This is a genomic window from Mesorhizobium sp. C120A, assembly GCF_030323105.1.
Classification (GTDB): domain Bacteria; phylum Pseudomonadota; class Alphaproteobacteria; order Rhizobiales; family Rhizobiaceae; genus Mesorhizobium.
In genome coordinates this window covers 6,052,942-6,070,199 of sequence record NZ_CP100476.1, presented here as the reverse complement: position 1 = coordinate 6,070,199, position 17,258 = coordinate 6,052,942, and the positions used below count along the sequence as shown (strand labels likewise).

13 protein-coding genes and 2 pseudogenes are annotated in these 17,258 nt (G+C 60.1%); 12 read left to right on the top strand and 3 right to left on the bottom strand.

Annotated elements, in window-relative coordinates; all coding sequences use genetic code 11:
* Positions 1-38: 38 nt before the first annotated feature.
* The 7 genes from panB (at position 39) to NL532_RS29500 (ending at position 5,314) form a co-directional block, all read left to right on the top strand.
* Positions 39-899 (top strand): 3-methyl-2-oxobutanoate hydroxymethyltransferase, encoded by an 861-nt coding sequence (gene panB / locus NL532_RS29525; protein WP_023707031.1) that lies wholly within the window; start codon positions 39-41, stop codon positions 897-899.
* A complete protein-coding gene (gene panC / locus NL532_RS29520; protein ID WP_023740408.1) occupies positions 896-1,759 on the top strand; it encodes a pantoate--beta-alanine ligase in 864 nt (287 codons plus the stop codon). The genes panB and panC overlap by 4 nt, the downstream gene beginning before the upstream one ends.
* Positions 1,760-1,852: 93 nt before the next feature.
* The gene (locus tag NL532_RS29515; RefSeq protein ID WP_286487835.1) at positions 1,853-2,578 is read left to right on the top strand and encodes a LuxR family transcriptional regulator; all 726 of its coding nucleotides are present in this window, start codon (positions 1,853-1,855) and stop codon (positions 2,576-2,578) included.
* 92 nt (positions 2,579-2,670) lie between these two features.
* Positions 2,671-3,303, top strand: coding sequence for an acyl-homoserine-lactone synthase (locus NL532_RS29510; RefSeq protein WP_031197522.1), 633 nt, complete (start codon positions 2,671-2,673; stop codon positions 3,301-3,303).
* A gap of 22 nt (positions 3,304-3,325) precedes the next feature.
* Positions 3,326-3,700, top strand: coding sequence for a transcriptional regulator domain-containing protein (locus NL532_RS32305; RefSeq protein ID WP_352461172.1), 375 nt, complete (start codon positions 3,326-3,328; stop codon positions 3,698-3,700).
* A 58-nt stretch (positions 3,701-3,758) separates the two neighbouring features.
* On the top strand, positions 3,759-4,169 hold the full coding sequence (locus NL532_RS29505; protein WP_023673629.1) for a DUF2285 domain-containing protein: 411 nt from the start codon (positions 3,759-3,761) through the stop codon (positions 4,167-4,169).
* Positions 4,170-4,339: 170 nt separating this feature from the next.
* Positions 4,340-5,314, top strand: coding sequence for a hypothetical protein (locus NL532_RS29500; protein ID WP_023708080.1), 975 nt, complete (start codon positions 4,340-4,342; stop codon positions 5,312-5,314).
* A 538-nt stretch (positions 5,315-5,852) separates the two neighbouring features.
* Here the strand turns inward: NL532_RS29500 and NL532_RS29495 are convergent.
* Positions 5,853-6,608 carry a Crp/Fnr family transcriptional regulator gene (locus NL532_RS29495; protein WP_023731597.1) on the bottom strand — a complete coding sequence of 252 codons (756 nt, stop codon included), beginning with the start codon at positions 6,606-6,608 and terminating at the stop codon, positions 5,853-5,855.
* Positions 6,609-9,076: 2,468 nt separating this feature from the next.
* On the opposite strand from NL532_RS29495, the gene bluB reads away from it, so the two are divergent.
* The 4 genes and pseudogenes from bluB to NL532_RS29475 form a co-directional block, all read left to right on the top strand.
* The gene (bluB, locus tag NL532_RS29490) at positions 9,077-9,712 is read left to right on the top strand and encodes a 5,6-dimethylbenzimidazole synthase (protein WP_023694898.1); all 636 of its coding nucleotides are present in this window, start codon (positions 9,077-9,079) and stop codon (positions 9,710-9,712) included.
* 881 nt (positions 9,713-10,593) lie between these two features.
* On the top strand, positions 10,594-12,414 hold the full coding sequence (gene glmS, locus NL532_RS29485) for a glutamine--fructose-6-phosphate transaminase (isomerizing) (protein WP_031203595.1): 1,821 nt from the start codon (positions 10,594-10,596) through the stop codon (positions 12,412-12,414).
* A gap of 451 nt (positions 12,415-12,865) precedes the next feature.
* Positions 12,866-13,120: a helix-turn-helix domain-containing protein gene (locus NL532_RS29480; protein ID WP_031197535.1), complete on the top strand. Its 255-nt coding sequence runs from the start codon at positions 12,866-12,868 to the stop codon at positions 13,118-13,120.
* Positions 13,121-13,819: 699 nt separating this feature from the next.
* Positions 13,820-14,693 (top strand): annotated as a pseudogene (locus NL532_RS29475) (IS1380 family transposase); the annotation flags it as partial.
* Positions 14,694-15,011: 318 nt separating this feature from the next.
* Here NL532_RS29475 and NL532_RS29470 read toward each other — a convergent pair.
* Together NL532_RS29470 and NL532_RS29465 are read right to left on the bottom strand one after the other, a co-directional pair.
* A complete protein-coding gene (locus NL532_RS29470) occupies positions 15,012-16,217 on the bottom strand; it encodes a beta-ketoacyl-[acyl-carrier-protein] synthase family protein (RefSeq protein WP_023707447.1) in 1,206 nt (401 codons plus the stop codon).
* Positions 16,218-16,493 (bottom strand): acyl carrier protein, encoded by a 276-nt coding sequence (locus tag NL532_RS29465; protein ID WP_023673543.1) that lies wholly within the window; start codon positions 16,491-16,493, stop codon positions 16,218-16,220. It lies immediately after the preceding gene.
* Positions 16,494-17,066: 573 nt separating this feature from the next.
* On the opposite strand from NL532_RS29465, the pseudogene NL532_RS29460 reads away from it, so the two are divergent.
* Positions 17,067-17,168: pseudogene (locus NL532_RS29460) on the top strand (LysR family transcriptional regulator); the annotation flags it as partial.
* Positions 17,169-17,258 lie beyond the last annotated feature (90 nt).

The window sequence follows — 17,258 nt, the reverse complement described above, 5'->3', positions numbered from 1 at the left end:
GACAGCCGCAGCTGGTAACGTAGGGGAAGGAGGGTCCCATGAGCGCTTATGGTGACACCAGGGCGATCACACCGCCGGATATTCGTTCGCGCAAAGGTGGGACGCCGCTCGTCTGCCTTACCGCCTACACCACCCCAGTCGCCCGGCTTGTCGATCCCCATTGTGATGTGGTGCTCGTCGGCGACAGCGTCGGCATGGTTCTCCACGGCCTGCCCTCGACGCTCGGTGTCACGCTGGAGATGATGATCACGCACGGCCAGGCGGTGCGCCGTGGCATTAAGCAGGCGCTGATGGTGGTCGACCTGCCGTTCGGTTCCTACGAGGAAAGCCCAGAGCAGGCTTTCCGCAATGCCGCGCGCGTCATGGCCGAGACCGGCTGCACGGCCGTCAAGCTCGAAGGCGGCGAAGCGATGGCAGAGACGATCGGCTTCCTCGCCGCACGCGGCGTGCCCGTCATGGCCCATGTCGGATTGACGCCGCAGGCCATCAACACCATCGGTGGCTACCGCGTACAGGGCAGGGGCGGGGATGCCGAGCGCATCAGGCGCGACGCAATTGCGGTGGGCGAAGCGGGCGCCTTTGCGGTCGTCCTGGAGAAGGTTCCTGAGGCGCTCGCCCGCCGGATCACCAAGGAGGTGGCGACCCCGACCATTGGCATCGGTGCCTCGGCAGCCTGTGACGGCCAGATTCTCGTCGTCGACGACATGCTGGGCCTCTTCGGCGACTTCCGGCCCAAGTTCGTCAAGCGCTATGCTGAACTCCGGGAGGCGGCTGCGGCTGCGATCGCTTCCTATGCGCGCGAGGTGAAGGAGCGCCAGTTTCCCGCCGCAGAGCACGTGTTTGCCGATGCGCCCAAGCCCGCCGACACGGACGCCACCAAGAGCGGAGAAGCAGCGTGAGCGTGCCGATCGTCAGGAGCGTTGACCAGCTTCGCGAAAGCGTCGCCGCATGGCGCTGCGAAGGTGTGAGGATAGCCCTGGTGCCAACGATGGGCGTCCTGCATGAGGGCCATCTCAGCCTGGTGCGCGCTGCACTCGAGAAGGCAGACCGTGTGATAGTGACGCTCTTCGTCAACCCGAAGCAATTCAACAGCCAGGCCGATCTTGCCGCGTATCCCCGCACCGAGGACGAGGATGCCGCCAAACTGGCACCGGTTGGCGCGCACCTGCTTTATGCGCCAGATGCAGAGGAGATGTATCCGGCGGGCTTCGCCACCACCGTTTCGGTTTGCGGTGTGAGCGAAGGCCTGTGCGGTACATTCCGGCCGGGGCATTTCGACGGCGTGGCGACCGTCGTCGCCAAGCTCTTCCTGCAGACCAGCGCTGACTTCGGCTTCTTTGGCGAAAAGGACTTTCAGCAAATTCACCTGGTCAGGCGCATGGCCCGGGATCTGGATATTCCAATCACCATTGTTGCCTGTCCGACAGTCCGTGAAGCCGACGGTCTTGCGTTATCATCGCGCAATGTGCGGCTCTCGCCAGCGGAACGCGCTGTTGCTCCCAAGCTATCATCGGTCCTGCTCAAGACGGCTGAGCGGCTTGAGCGCGGCTCACCCATCCTGCCAACGCTTGCAGAATCTCGCGCAGCAATTCTGGCTGCAGGCTATCGCGAGGTCGAATACCTGGAACTTCGCGATGAGGCAGATCTGCACCCGATAACAAGCCTCGATCGACCGGCACGGTTGCTTGCCGCCGCCTGGCTCGGCGGCACACGGCTCATAGACAACGTCAGACTATTTCGGATTGGTTCAACAGATTAGCCACGTTCTCGGCACGCGCCGTATTCGTCCGGGATCATCTAAAACAAGGTCTCTGCCTGGCATTGAGCGTTACGGAGGTTACGCACAGGACACATGCATCGCGTGTTTGAGAACTTCGTCGAGCAACTGTCTGCAAGTGTTGATGCTGCCGATCTCTGTGAGGCAATGGCCTCCGCTGCAGCCGGCTTCGACTTCCCGCTATTCGCCTATTTCACCTACCCGTCAGCCTCCGGCGACGCCCCCCAATTGATTTCAAACTATCCTTCATCCTGGACGTCACGTTATCTGCAACAGCGGTACCACAGTCTCGATCCGGTCATCCTGCGCGGGCTGCAAGGCTGGGATACATTCGATTGGGGTGTGGATCGCGCTCGGCACGGTCTGCCGAATTCGCAGCAACAAATTCTAGAGAGTGCGGCTGAGTTTGGCATCTGCGGCGGCCTGACGATGTCCATGCATGATCATCTCGGCCGGTTTGCTGCCCTGACCTTTGCTTCCGACGAGTCCCGTCCGCCTCTGTTGCGGTCACTGGCACGTTACGAAAAAGCATTGCAGCTGGTGGCCATCAACTTTCATATCCATGTCCGGCGCAGGCTCGCCGATCATCGCGTGGTGGATGGTGTAACGCTCACCCCGCGGGAGTTCGAGTGTCTGAAATGGGCGGCGCGCGGCAAGTCGGCTTGGGATACTAGCCAGCTTCTCGGCGTCTCAAAGCGCACCGTGACCTTTCATCTGGAAAACGCCAAGGCAAAGTTTGGCGTTCGAATGATCAACCAAGCCGTTGCACGAATGGCTGCCTCCGGCCTGACGAGATCCTGATTCTCAGCCACGATACCTGTAAACCTCTACAGGCTGCATCGCTGTCAGCTTTGCCCTTCGATGGCGGGAACACATCCCACATGGAGGCGACCATGATGCAACTGATAGCACCAGACTTTTACAGTGATTTTGCAGGCGAGCTCAGAGAGATGCACGGGCTCAGGTTTCGGGTGTTCAAGGAAAGGCTCGATTGGGAAGTTGATACCGAAGACCAGATGGAATCCGATCCGTTTGATGCTCTCAAGCCTGTCTATCTGCTCCTCAAAGGATCCGACTGGCGAATTCGCGGTTGCGTGCGTCTTTTGCCCAGCACCGGACCCACAATGTTGCGCGACACCTTCCCGGTGCTGCTGGGTGCTGACGTCGTGCCCTCGACCACCGACATATGGGAGAGCAGTCGTTTCGCGCTCGATCTTCCTCCGTCGGCGCCGAAGGCAGCGGGCGGGCTGGCTCAGGCGACCTACGAGCTCTTCGCGGGCATGATCGAGTTCGGCTTGGCCAAGGATCTGACCCGGATCGTAACGGTGACGGACACGCGCATGGAGCGGATCCTCCGCCTTGCTACGTGGCCATTGTCGCGCATCGGAGAACCCAAGTGCGTCGGCAAAACGGAGGCGGTGGCTGGGTTTCTCGAGATTTCCCACGCGAGCCTTTTGCGCATCCGCAGCAGGGGACGTCTGAGCGGACCGGTACTGTGGCAACCGGTTCTAGGCCCGTCAGCATAGCGCCATTGTGGACACCTGTGCCATGAAGGATGCTGGTTTGCCCAAGGAAGCGACGGTCGGCCTTGTATGCTGGCCGGACTGGCGTCGCCAGGACGCTTACCACTACGCCAGACGATTGCCACGCACTGGCTGGGCCTGGGAGTTTCTTCGGCGCAATCCACAATTCCAGCGCGACCACGCCAAAATGGCACCGTCCGCCTGCTTCGTCGGAACCCAGGCCGACATGAAGATAATCGAGTTGACGACAGAATCAGCTTTCCTAAGACAATGGAGCCTCCTTTTTCGCGGACGCGCCACAGTCGGACGCTACATCGGCGAGGGTCTTTTGGGATCCGCGCGATTGCGCCTGTATTCTACGAGCGGCCGCGGAGCCGCTGGGGCTCGACCACGATTTTGAACCGCTTCACCTTTCTTCGCTCTCATGCTGCAAGGACATCCTGCTGACAGCTGCGGGCATGCAGCACGTGCTGCTGAGGGAGAACTGCCGGAGTCTGCAGATCGCCGTTTCCGGTGCGTCCGTCCTCCGCCCGTTGCGGCTATATGTCGACGCAATCCTTCAGCCGCAGCACCTCAAGTTCCATGTCGCTGCCCTTCAGTTCCTGAACGACATCAATGATTGCCGCCGCGTGTCAGCTGCTTGCTTTCCGCCGGAACACCGCGGAGCGCGTCTGCGTATTGTACTGCAGGCTTTGGATGGCTCGCTGGCGGGAGCATCTCATCAGGAGGTCGCCATTGCCTTGTTCGGGAGACGCCGTGTCGAAGAAGATTGGCGTCATCCAGGCGGCCATCTTCGCGATCAGGTACGTCGCGCCATCCAACGCGGCCGCTACCTGATGGGCGGCGGCTACAGACAGTTCCTGAGGTAATTGGAGTGGTTGCGATTGTCTTATACGAACGCGCAACCTCCATTTTCTCACTGCAATGGTGCGTTGCACAAAACGTGGCAAGCGCCTAGTTCTTCCGCGGCGAATCGGGTTTCGGCGAAACACCGGGACCCAACTTCGTCGATAAGTGCATTCATGACCTGAGGACCCCGATGACCGTTATGAACTCCGACAAAGCCGGCGCTGCAAGCCTTGAGACAATCGCGCGAAACGGCAGCATGCTGCGTCGCATAGCCGTACGCATTCCGACCTACCTGTCGGATATTCGCGAGAACCCGGCGTGGCTGCCCATGTTCATGTTGGCGCGCACCATGCCGGCACGGAGAATGCACTGGCGTGGTGCAAAGCCGGTCCGAAGGCCGCAAAGAGCCCAGGACACGATGTTTGCCGGTGTCAATTGCCACGACGTTGTCGACGCGCTGCGGATGGATGGGCTTTTTCCCGGCCTTGTCCTGCCTGCAATGGTGGCTGAAGATGTAGCCGCATTCGCCAGGTGCACACCTTGTTTCGGCAATTTCGATCGCCGACTCGAGTTCATGCCGGCGGAGCATGCGGAGGCTGAGGCGCGATTTGGCCGTCCGTTGCTCAGCGGCCATTATTTCGAGCGCATTCTGGGCTGTAAGTCGGCCGTTGCCATCCAAAACGATCCGCTGCTCATGGATATCGCGGCGCACTATCTCGGCGGCCAGGCGACGCTGATCACGACGCGCGTCTGGTGGAGCTTCCCGACCGGCCAGGCGTCGGACGCGGACAAGAACCTGGCTTCGCTCGGCAAATACCACTTCGACCTGGACGACTGGCGGATGCTGAAGTTCTTTTTCTATCTGGTGCCCGTCGACGAGGGGACCGGCCCGCATATCTATGTTCGCGGCAGCCATGATCGCCGCGCCCTCAAGCACCAATTCACGCTTGTCGTCGGCCATCCAGCGCAAGAGATTCTGGACGTCTACGGCAAGCAGAGTCCGGTCACGCTGACCGGCAAGGCCGGTTTCGGTTTCGTCGAGGATCCGTTCGGGTTCCATATGGGCACCGTGCCGTCGCACAGGCCACGGCTGATGATGGAAGTTGGCTTCGGCGTTTCTCCTCCATCGCGCCGCCGCTTCCATGGCGAGCCTGTGATCCGCTGATTTCGAAAAGTCCCGAAACAGCCTTCCCGTTGTGAGGGAAAGATAAGGCTATGCCGCCAATCGATCTGTTCCGGGCCAAAAGCGGTTGTCTGCACATGCCCTGAACTTGGCTGGTGCAATGAGTCTCGCCATTGCTCCAGCCAGCGCATCAGTGCCTGTTTAATCGAGGTTAGATGGCAGTGCGCCCAAGAGATCCTCCTCGATATCGCCTGCCGCGCGAAGCCTCAGATGCTCTTCGAAAACCTCCTTTACGGACCAAGTCGTCTCGGGTCTCCTTTGAGTGGCCGGAAGGTGGTGCACAGCCGTATCGTGCTTCGGGATCCTGAACGAAGGCAAGGGGCGGTTTGTTCCTCGCGGGGCGCATGCAGCGGTGCCGGCATGACAGCTTCGTCTTGGATCCCGATGCTCGGCAACGTCGGCGGTGAAGGCTCTGTCTAGGCGGCTTACGTGACTCCAATGCAGGAGATCGACCATCTCCTGTCGAGCACATTCGTTGGCGATCACCGTCGCGGCGCTACGGACGCCGCGGCGCCTGCGATCAATGCAGTTTGCCGACTAGCCGAGCGTATTCGGCTTCAGCCCTGCCATATGACCCATCTGCCAGCGCAATTAGACGCGCGCGATCAAGAATGACTACCTCTCCTCGCATTGAGCGTATCAGACCTTGGCCCTCCAAGGTTTGCAGCGCTATGGTGACGCCGGGCCGCCTGACACCGAGCATAACTGATAAGAACTCGTGCGTAATCGCAAAGCTGTTCCCGTCGACGCGATCATCACACATCACCAGCCATCTTGAGAGCCTGTCGACTATGTTCATCCGGGCATTGCTGAGCGCGGTGAAGCTTGCCTGGAGGTGAAAGTAGTGAACGTAGCGGAGCAGAAAGGTTCGCAAGGTTGGGCTTGTCAGAAGCGCCTTGGTGAAGAGGCCCGCGTCGATAACAAAGGCTCGGGCTTCTAATTGGACGTAACAATCGTGCGTTGACCGGTCATCGCCCATGATAAGCGCTGAGCCGGTCATGCCCTCACAACCAATGATTCCGATCTCAGCTTCGATACCAGGCCGCAGCTCGCCCACCACTGACCCGAGACCGCTCTCGAAGAAGTACACGGTGCTGATTGGTGACCCCGCCACTTCGAGATGCGTCTTCAGCCCAAGGGAGACGCTTTCGAAATGAGGTTGCAGCAATGCCAAATCTGCCGAGCACATTCGTAGCAGCAGCGAATTGCGATAGATCGAATTTTGGCCGGTGTCGCGTTGCGCGGCAGTGTGAGTTTGTGAACTGGAGTCTGTCATAGCTCCCTCTCCCTATTGGGGCGGAAGCATGTTGATCGCTCACAGCCGACGGACGCCCTTAGAGTTGCCGTCGATGGCACACTGTATGCCTGCCGACCGCGGATGTCCCATTTTTTAATCAATTACGTTAATCGGCCCGAGCCAAGCTTTGGCGCACCCGCTCTAACGCGGCATTCAGATGCTCCAGAAATTCGTCATCACCTTTCGTTGACAAATTGCGTTGTCGAACGCGAGTTACAATGCGCTCCTGGAGTGAAACCGCTGTCTCATAGTGGTCCACGATCAGCTGATATGAAGCTCTCACTGGGGCGGATTGAAAGGGCTGTGCCATAGCACAACCCTAGCTCCACGAGGATGAGAGTTCCATGCCGGCCGCCCCTTGGGTAACAATCGTACAATATACCCAAGACTGACCGCGCTCTTTGGTTATCCTCCCAGAAATCCGGTAGCCTTGCGTGGCGCAGCTTCTCTTCGCTCTTCGACCTCCTGACCCCGGCCGACCAGTCCCGGCTTCAGCCATTCCGCCTTGTCCTTCTTATGCTCCTTCGGGACCGGGACGCCGACCTCGCCCTGCACACGATCCCACAGCGTTTGCCTTTTGTCGGCCTTGACGGCTAACATCGCCCGCCCTTGTAGGACCGCTTTCAGCCATGATCACCTCGGGGGGCTGAACGAAGCGCGTGGTTGTCGACTCTGTCGGTCGTCGCAGACGCTTACGGAGGCCTCACCGCAGAGGGAGATGCGCACTCCGGCTCGACGACGGCTGTCGAAAATCAGACTGATGTGGATGCACTACCATCGATCGGCACTAAGATTCTCGACCTCGGCAATAAGCTCCTCTGTACAGCAAGCGACCTTCCTGCCTCGCAATATCAAAGTCAAACCCCGCCGCAGATGCATATGCCTGGCAGCACGCGTCGGTCTTTGGCCGCGCATCTGCCAAACCGAAATCAAGTAGCCCGCCATCGCGCGACCCTCAACGCGATCTTGATCATTGCAGTGGGGCAATAACTTATCTCTTTGGAGCTTGGTGGTGATATATAGGCGCCCAAGCCAGCGCTAATATTGCATGGAGCTAAAATGCCCGCTAAGATTTCTTGGGTGTTGGCTGGCGGGTGTTTGATGCGGTTTCATCGTCTAGGCGCGGTCGCTCTGGGTCTGGCGTCCTTCATCAGCAGCGCTCATAGCCAAGAATCCTGCGACCCTAACTACACAGGCGCCTGTGTTCCAATCGCCAGCGATGTCGACTGTTCCTCCGGAAAGGGCAATGGTCCCGCATACGTACACGGGCCGGTCTCTGTCGTGGGCACCGATATCTATGATCTTGACCGAGACGGCGACGGAATAGGTTGCGAAAACGGCTAGAGGAGGCAAGTCGCCCTCCAACTTCATGACGGCACCAGCCCATCCGCTGTTGATGGTAACGGTCACCTCCGAGTTGAGGGTGAGCAACGTTCCCAGCCATTTGCATCAAATATTAGGGCCTCGTAAATGCGACTTATGGCGACTCTGCGGTACGACGGTCGAACACCTTCCACGTCTCAACCGTCTCCTGCCTTACGTTTTGTCAATTGGTAGCTGATTGTAGAATGTGCCAGTAACTGGGATGCTCATCTCGTTCCACATGCGCGAGCCCTGATGCGCGTCAGTTATTTTTACTCTCCGGTCACGATTGAGACCACTGGCCCGGGCGATGTTCCCCGAGAAGAACAAAGAGGTAGATGGTGCCGGCATGGTCCCACCAATGCTCTCCCCTTGTGAACGGCATCCAAATTTTTCGGCGGGCTTGAACAGCGGCCACCTTTGGCGGCTGTCGAGGGCTGATGATAGATTCCATTCCAGCTCTTTCTAATGTGTCGTCCGAACAGTGAACGAAAGTAGAACATATAGTTCAAGCGCGAATCGACTGTGAGAGGGATGAGCTCCAATTTGGGTCATGCCTGACGCTGGTGGAAGACGAAATTGCGGTGGCGACTGGAAGCTCAGCGATGCACCAAATGAAACTGGGCAGCTGGTGCTGTCCGCTGCGGCGCTATGACGACAGACGATGGTATCTGCCGAATGACCTGGGGAATCTTCGGGGACGTCGAGGCCGACGTGGTCGGAAGCAAACTGAGTTGCAGGCGGTGCGGCAGGAACGACCATATGCAAGCTGAGATGCCTGTCGCCGTCTCCGCGTTCCAGGCCGACGTTCTCTGCATTCCGAGGCCTGTGAGCGATACGGGTGCGCCTGAGTGTCAATGGCGCATTTAGCAACGGCCTGGTACACGATTCACCGCGGTGCGAGCTGATCGAAACTGGCTTGGTCGATTGCATCGTAATAGCGCCGCCCACCAGGAAAGATTTTTCTATCGTTTGCGGTTGGGGTCGCATGACGCGATTGTCGGACGCAACAAGCCAGCTTGGCAATAGGCAGAGGCTGTCCACACTGTACTCCCTAATGCCAATCCATACCTAACGAGACCGCCATGCCGTCACCTCCAGATTTCACCGACGATTTTCGCTCCGAACTGATCACGCTGCTGCGCTGGCGCAGGGATGTGCGGCGCTTCGAGCCGACGGCTCTGCCAGAGGGTACGCTGGAACGCCTGCTCGAGCTCGCCAGCATTGCGCCCTCCGTTGGCCTCAGCCAGCCCTGGCGCTTCGTAGTAGTCGAGAGCCTCAAGCGGCGCACTGCCGTGAGAGACTGCTTCGAGCGCTGCAATGCCGAGGCGCTCACGCGCTTTTCGGGAGAGCGCGCCGCACTCTATGCCCGGCTGAAGCTTGCCGGGCTCGACGAGGCGCCCTGTCAATTCGCGGTCTTCGCCGACCGCACGACCCGACAAGGCCATGGGCTCGGTCGCATGACCATGGCGGCGACCATCGACTATTCGGCCGTCATGGCAGTGCACACACTGTGGGTGGCGGCGCGGGCGGAGGGCATCGGCATGGGCTGGGTGTCGATCCTCGATGCGACCGAGATGGCCGAAATTCTCGACACGCCGCCCGAATGGACGCTGATCGGCTATTTCTGCCTCGGCTATGCCAGCGAGGAGCACGACATGCCGACCTTGGAACGCGAATGCTGGGAACATCGGCGGCCGCCGGTGGTGATCAGGCGATAGTGGGGCTGCTCATCATTCGCCTCTTCCCTGGCGATGAGCTTGACGCAGATCGGGTCGCCCTTCGCCACATTGCCATTCCGACCGAAGCCGAGGTTCGTGTTCTTGCAAAGGCCAGGAAAGAGCAGCATGACAAGCGCGACTGCAGCGAAGATGGCGCTTGCGACAACCGGGCTGAAGCCGGGCATGGAGGTGGTCGACCTCTGTTGCGGGGCGGCTGTGCCGATCGCCACGATCACCCGCCATGTCGTCGCACTACGCCGACCAGCTGGAGGCCGCGCAGCGCCGGCTGACCGGCGCCGGCGCGACCAATTGCGAATTCGTCGCCGGCTACGCGCTACGAACTCGCTACTCTGGTGTCACGCCCCGTGAGTCTTCACGGCCAACGCCTTCGACAGCGTCCCGGACCGACCGCGGCTGGCACGTGCCGTGCGCGAGGCGCTCGCCCCCGGCGGACATTTGTTATCGTCAACTGACACCGGCAGCCGCGCGAGACGACGACGGTCCTGAAGCGAACTCAGGCTGTCGCCAAGACAGACCATCGCCGATGCCCAAGTCGGCGGCACCATGCTCCTAGATGCCGACTGCCTGACAAGGGGCCGCAGGCCCGTCGTCCGTCCACTGTCCAAGGCCTCCTGGCCTTTCCGAGGCCGTGATCCTGCCGCGGGTGTGAGTTTGCGATCCTCATAAGAGCGTCAGGCGCGAATAGAAGTTTGGGTCGTGGCTCCACAGCGGCCGACCTATCCATCGGGTGGATGGTAGTTATCACAACAATCAATTTTACCAATATCATGGAATTCTACTACAAGGCCGCCACTTAGAGCGGCCGGACGGGTATCCGTCTCGCGTGGGCTGGTGCTGCCCGCAAAGATGCGGAGACGAACATGTGCGGGATTGTTGGCATCGTTGGGCAACAGCCGGTGTCGGATCGGTTGATCGGCGCGTTGAAGGGTTTGGAATATCGCGGCTATGATTCCGCCGGCGTTGCGACGATCATCGAGGGTGCCTTGCACCGCCGGCGCGCCGAGGGCAAGCTCGTCAACCTCGAGAGGCGACTGAAGGAAGAGCCGCTGAGCGGCAACGTCGGCATCGGCCACACGCGTTGGGCAACCCACGGGGCCTCGACCGAACGCAATGCGCACCCGCACTTTAGCGACGGTGTCGCCGTAGTCCATAACGGCATCATCGAGAACTTCACCGAGCTGAAGGACGAATTGGCGGCGGATGGCGCCGAGTTCCAGACCGACACCGACACCGAGGTCGTTGGGCATCTCTTGGCAAGATACCGCCGAGAGGGCATGAGGCCGCAAGAGGCCACGCGTGCCATGCTGAAACGCGTCAAGGGCGCCTATGCGCTTGCCATCCTCTTCGAAGATGAACCGTCGACCATCACGGCGGCGCGCAACGGGCCACCGCTCGCGATCGGTCACGGCGACGGCGAGATGTTCCTGGGCTCCGACGCGATCGCCCTTGCTCCCTTCACCAATGAAATTACCTATCTCATCGACGGCGACTGGGCCGTTGTCGGCAATTCGGGCGCCCATATCTTCGATGTCGACGGCCGTCCCGTCGAGCGTCCGCTCCATATCTCCACGGCCGCGGCCGATCTGGCCAACAAGGGCAACCATCGCCACTTCATGGAGAAGGAGATTTACGAGCAGCCCGAGGTCATCGCCCATGCTCTCCGTCATTACATTAACATCATAGACAGTCGCGACATGGTTCCTGGCATTGATTTCGCCAAGGTCCCGAGCTTGGCGATCTCTGCCTGCGGAACCGCCTATTTCGCCGGACTGATCGGAAAATACTGGTTCGAGCGCTATGCGCGCCTGACGGTTGAAATCGACGTTGCGTCCGAATTCCGTTACCGCGAGATCCCGTTGCCGCCGCAGTCGGCAGCTCTTTTCATCTCGCAGTCCGGCGAAACCGCCGATACGCTTGCGTCATTGAGGTACTGCAAGGAGCGTGGGCTGAAAATTGGCGCTATCGTCAATGCCTGCGAATCGACCATCGCTCGCGAGGCCGATACGGTTTTCCCGATCCTTGCCGGACCGGAGATCGGCGTCGCCTCTACCAAGGCTTTTACCTGCCAGCTTGCCGTTCTAGCAGCACTCGCCATCGGCGCCGCCAGAGCCCGCGGGACGGTCCCCGAAGACGAGCTGCAGGAGCTCGTCAGGAGCCTCGCCGAATTGCCGCGCGTGATGGGCCACGTACTCGAGAGCATCCAGCCGGAAATCGAGTTCTTGTCGCGCGAACTGTCAAAGTGTCGTGACGTCCTGTATCTCGGCCGTGGCACCAGTTTCCCGCTAGCGATGGAAGGTGCGCTGAAGCTCAAGGAGATTTCCTACATCCATGCCGAGGGCTATGCAGCGGGTGAATTGAAGCACGGGCCGATCGCCTTGATAGACGAGAACATGCCGGTGATCGTCATCGCGCCCCATGACCGTCTTTTCGACAAGACCATTTCCAACATGCAGGAAGTGGCTGCCCGTGGAGGGCGGATTATCCTCATCACCGATGAAAAAGGGGCAGCCGTATCGAAACTCGAAACCATGCACACGCTCGTGCTGCCGGTTGTCGACGAGATTATCGCGCCAATGATCTTCTCGCTCCCGATACAGCTTCTAGCCTACCACACGGCGCTCTTCATGGGGACGGATGTAGACCAGCCGCGCAATCTCGCAAAATCGGTCACGGTCGAATGATTGTGAACCTGTACAGGTGGCGATGCGCCTCCAGGAAAGCGGTACCCCTTGTCTGGATCCGAAGCCCGGATGAAACCAGATGACCATTGTTTGCTGCAATTGCGAAACTCGGTAGCGGTTACGAGCGGGTCTTTCGCTGCCTCGCCGGTGGAGATTGCCGAAGGAAGCAGTGTCCGTGCCGAAAGTTCGAGTTGCTGTTCAAGAAAGCCATCGGCGAGAATGGTCCACGAAGGATCGCAGGTCGCATGCGCTACGCCGACCAGGCTCTCAGCACGGGCAGTCTTGATACTTGATCAGAAGCAGGTGAGCCGCCATATTCCGGCCCGGCCAATTCAGCGGCCCATCCCATGCATGAGGCCGGTTCGGCCGAATGGACGACCATTTTTTTTATTTGCTAGGTGTGCGCCTCGGGAGGAATCTCCGAGGGAGCTCCCAGTTCTTGGAGATGTTTATGAAGGATTCGCGCATTCCCGAACCAGTCTTGACGGCTATGTCCCAGGGAACCCACATCGTCCGCGCTTATCGCGAGCACCTCGGATATTCGATCGACGACCTGGCCGTCGCGTGCGGGCTGGCCGCTGAGGAAATCCAAAACATCGAGCGAGGTCTGAGGTACAGCAAGGGCTATCGGGATCGGATAGCGAAATCGCTTTCCATACCTGTGGGAATTCTTGAGTCGGAGTTGGACATTTCGGACGCCGCCTGAACAGTCGGATGATCTGCAATGGGTGGACTAGCTGTTGTGATGTGAAGCTTGCGGCTGATGTCGACGCTTGATTCGATTTGATGCGATGCCTTCTGGCGCAGCTCGCCGAACAACAAAGCGATATAGCCGCCCGGAGTGCTACGAAACGTGCCCGACGGCATCGGCTCGCGACGAAGGACTAACGGCGAACTCTTCCTAGTTCGGCAAGGCGATGCTGGCTTGAGCATCAACTCGGCCTACGAGAGTGGCTAGTCCTAGGCTGAATCGTCCACCATGGCGAAGTCGCGCCGCTCTGAAAGTAACATGGCGGGCATCCTGACGTTTCCGGTTGACTATGGGCGTTCGAACCACGAAAAGGGGCCGCTCTTCGTGAGTGGCGTGCGCCGGCAGTCTGACCCCCAAGCCCCCGCCCAGGCTGCCGGCGCGCTTCTAGAAAGATCGAAGTAGGCACTCGCTTGCGCTCTGCCCGCTGACACCTTGTGGTTCCTCCTGCGGGTCCAGCGGACCACCATGGGTGTCGCCAGTTCTGGTGGTCACGCGCCTCCATTTGCGATCTCGTGTCAGTGAGTGCACCGCAAGCACCCTCTCTGCCAGCCTGAAAAATTCATGGGGGTTGGTGGATGTGGCGCAAGCCCGTTGAAATGACGTAGGATTTGGTTGCTTAAGCCGATCCGAAATTTCCCGGAGACCACACCCACCATGAACGATCTTGCGCTGCCGCTGAGCGGTTTGTCATCAGTCGGCGGCTAGTCCGTCGTCGCCCGTTTCGACGGCGGCATGCTGTCGTCCAACAGCGGCGTTCTGGCCTTGGCCGAGGTGGAAAAGCGGTTGCGGGTGGCCGAGCGTCTGGCGCGTTGCATCGACGATCCGCGCTGCCCGGACCAGGTCGTCCACAGCCTGGCGGACATGATCGACTTTCGCATGAAGATGATCGGCGCCGGCTACGAGGACGGCAACGACGCCAACCGGCTGCGCCGCGATCCGGTCTTCAAGATGGCCCAGGATGCGCTGCCGTCGGGTCGGGATCTGGCGTCGCAATCGACGCTGTGCCGGCTGGAGAACCTACCCGGGGTGCGGGAGCTGGTCGCGATGGGACGGGCGATGGTCGATCTCTATTGCGCCTCGTTCCGGGAAGTGCCGAAGCGGATCGTACTCGACATTGGCGACACCTTCGACGCTGTGCACGGAGGCCAACAGCTTCGCCTGTTCAATGCCCACCATACGAGTACGGCTTCCAGCCGATCGTCGTGTTCGATGGTGCGGGACGGTTCGTCAGCGCGATCCTGCGACCGGCCAAGCGGCCGAGTGGGGCTGAGATCCGCCCCACCTGCGCCGTCTGGTGCGGGCGATCCGGATCAACTGGCCGAACATTCGAATCCTGCTCCGCGGGGATAGCCATTATTGCAACCCAGGTCATCGACTGGTGCTGCGCGTCGACTTCATCTTTGGCCTCGCGCCCACCACGACCCTGCGCAAGCATGTGGCGGATCTGGAGGCCAGCACGACAGCACGCCTGGAAGCGTCGGCCAAGAGAGGCAAGGTCCGCATGTTCAAGGAGCTCATTGACGGCGCCCGCGGCGCGGCCGGGCCGGCAGCACTCAGGCGACTATAACGGGCGCAGAGCCGACCCTGCGGCTTCCAGACATTGTCGTGTACAGCTTCAGACCCTCAAGCCGAGCCCGCATGGCCTCGCTTACCTTTTACGGGGCGGCGATACGTCCAAGCCGGTTCAACAGTTAAGAATTTCGCAAAGACGATACCCCCGGATCCTCGATCTTCCGCTGCCACTTCCCGCATTCGCCGAGGCGGTCAATGACCCGCCCTTCACAAGGTTATCCGGCAAGCATCTGGATGCGAGAGATAATGTTGCCGGAAGCATCTTTCATGGCTTCTACACCTGCCTGAACGCCAGAACCGCGTTCGTGCCGCCAAAGGCGAAGGAGTTGCTCAGTGCCACGCGCACCTTGCGCTCGCGTGCCACATTGGGCGTGACGTCGAGATCGCAATCGGGGTCCAGCTCACGATAATTGGCAGTCGGCGGGACGACGCTCTCGCGGATAGCCATCACGCAGGCGATCAACTCGAGCGCGCCGGACGCGCCGAGGCAATGCGCGTGCATGGACTTGGTAGAAGAAATGGACATTGAGAAGGCGTGCTGACCGAAGACGCGCTTGATCGCCGCCGTCTCGATCTGGTCGTTGGCCTTGGTGCCGGTGCCGTGCGCGTTGAGATAGTCGACATCCTCGGCGTCCAGCCTGGCATCGGCAAGGCAGGCCCGCATTGCTGCCTCCGGCCCCTCGACAGTCGGCGCGACGATGCCGGACGCATCGGCGGAAAGGCCGACACCGGCAATTTCGGCAAGGATGGTGGCGCCCCGAGCCAAGGCATGCTCGTAGCTTTCCAGCACCGCCATGCCGGCGCCTTCACCAAGCGACAGGCCCTGGCGATCGGCCGAGAATGGCCGGCAAGTATCGGGCGAAAGCACGCGGATCGCTTCCCATGCCTTCAGCACACCCCATATGAGCGGCGCTTCGCTGCCGCCGGCAAGCATCACGTCGGCCCGGCCGAGCCTGATCTGGTCCACCGCGCAGGCAATCGCATGGTTTGCCGAGGAACAGGCGGACGTGACGCCGAAGACCGGCCCGCGCAGGCCGAGACTCATGCTGACCTGGCCGGCAGCGGCACCCGGCATTGCCTTGGGTACAGTCAAGAGAGCGGCACGCTTACCGCCCAGAAGGATGGCGCGGTAGGTTTGCTCGATCGCATCCCACCCGCAGCCGCCAACGCCCACCGTCGCACCGAAGCGATAGCTATTTCCCTCTTTGGAGGAAAGTCCGGCCTGACGCATGGCTTCGCGCGCCGCAAGCACAGCGAGCAGGCTGAAGCGGTCCATGGAGATGAGTTGCTTGCTGTCGATGTCATGCTCCGGCAGGGCCTTGATCTCGGCACCGATCCTGACCCTCAATTCATGGAACTCGGAGTTGACGATTGGGCCGATGGCGGAGCGGCCTTCTCGCATCTCTGTCCAAATGGCGGCGGCGTTGGTTCCAAGCCCGCAAATCCCGCCAATCCCAGTAATCACGACGCGCCTGTCCATTCACACCCCCGTAGGGAGCAAGCTGCGCACGGCTTCCACCATGCCCCCAACATTCTGGAGATCCGACCATGCCTCGGCCGTATTCATCTCGATCTCGATGCCGTAGGCCTGCTCCAGGTCCCAGAGAACGTCCGCCAATCCCAGTGAATCGATACCGAGCGAAGTCAGTCCCGTGGCAGCCGTTATTTCGCCGCCCGTGGCAGGCGCTATGCCGCCCTCCGACGCGGCGCGCTTCTTGATCATTGCGATTATTTCGTTGGCGAGTTGATCTGCCATCTTGTTCCTTTCCAGCTTGCGTTTTCGGCGTCGTTCAAAACCCGAGTCGCGTCGCGTTGCCAAAATTGCCCCTCATAGAGCCTGAGCGCCGACCAAGCCCAATGCCCATAGGAACCGGACGAGTTCCGGCTTCTGCGGCGTCAGCCCGATGACGAAGAAAAGTCGCCGGCCTCCCGCTTTTGCGCCAGCACATCAAGAATCTGCGTGTAAATGGATAGGAACCGTCGTCAAACGTCAGCTAAACGCTGCGACGGTGGGTGCTGTCAGCGTATTCACTCGGCACCTCATATGTAATCGAGATGTTTCATAGCTCCGGACCAGTTGCGATCAACTATGTACCGGTCGCCATTCGTCGGAGAGTTCGACATGATTTGGAGCGCTGCCTCTCATTCCCAGTACAATCTCCACCGCACGCGACAGATTTCCTCTTTCGGGCTCTTCTCAAGGGACTCGCCACGCGATAGAGGCAGTGATCGGCGCACGTGAGGTCCTGCCAGGTCCATGCGACATTCCGGAAAATTGGTAAAATCGTTTGTTTCAATCAAATTCATCCACGCTATGGATAGCTAAGACATGCGTTTCAAAGGGCTCGATCTGAATCTTCTCGTCGTTCTCGACGCGCTGCTTAGCGAGCGCGGCCTCACGGCGGCGGCACGCAGCATCAACCTAACCAAATTCATGGGGGTTGGTGGATGTGGCGCAAGCCCGTTGAAATGACGTAGGATTTGGTTGCTTAAGCCGATCCGAAATTTCCCGGAGACCACA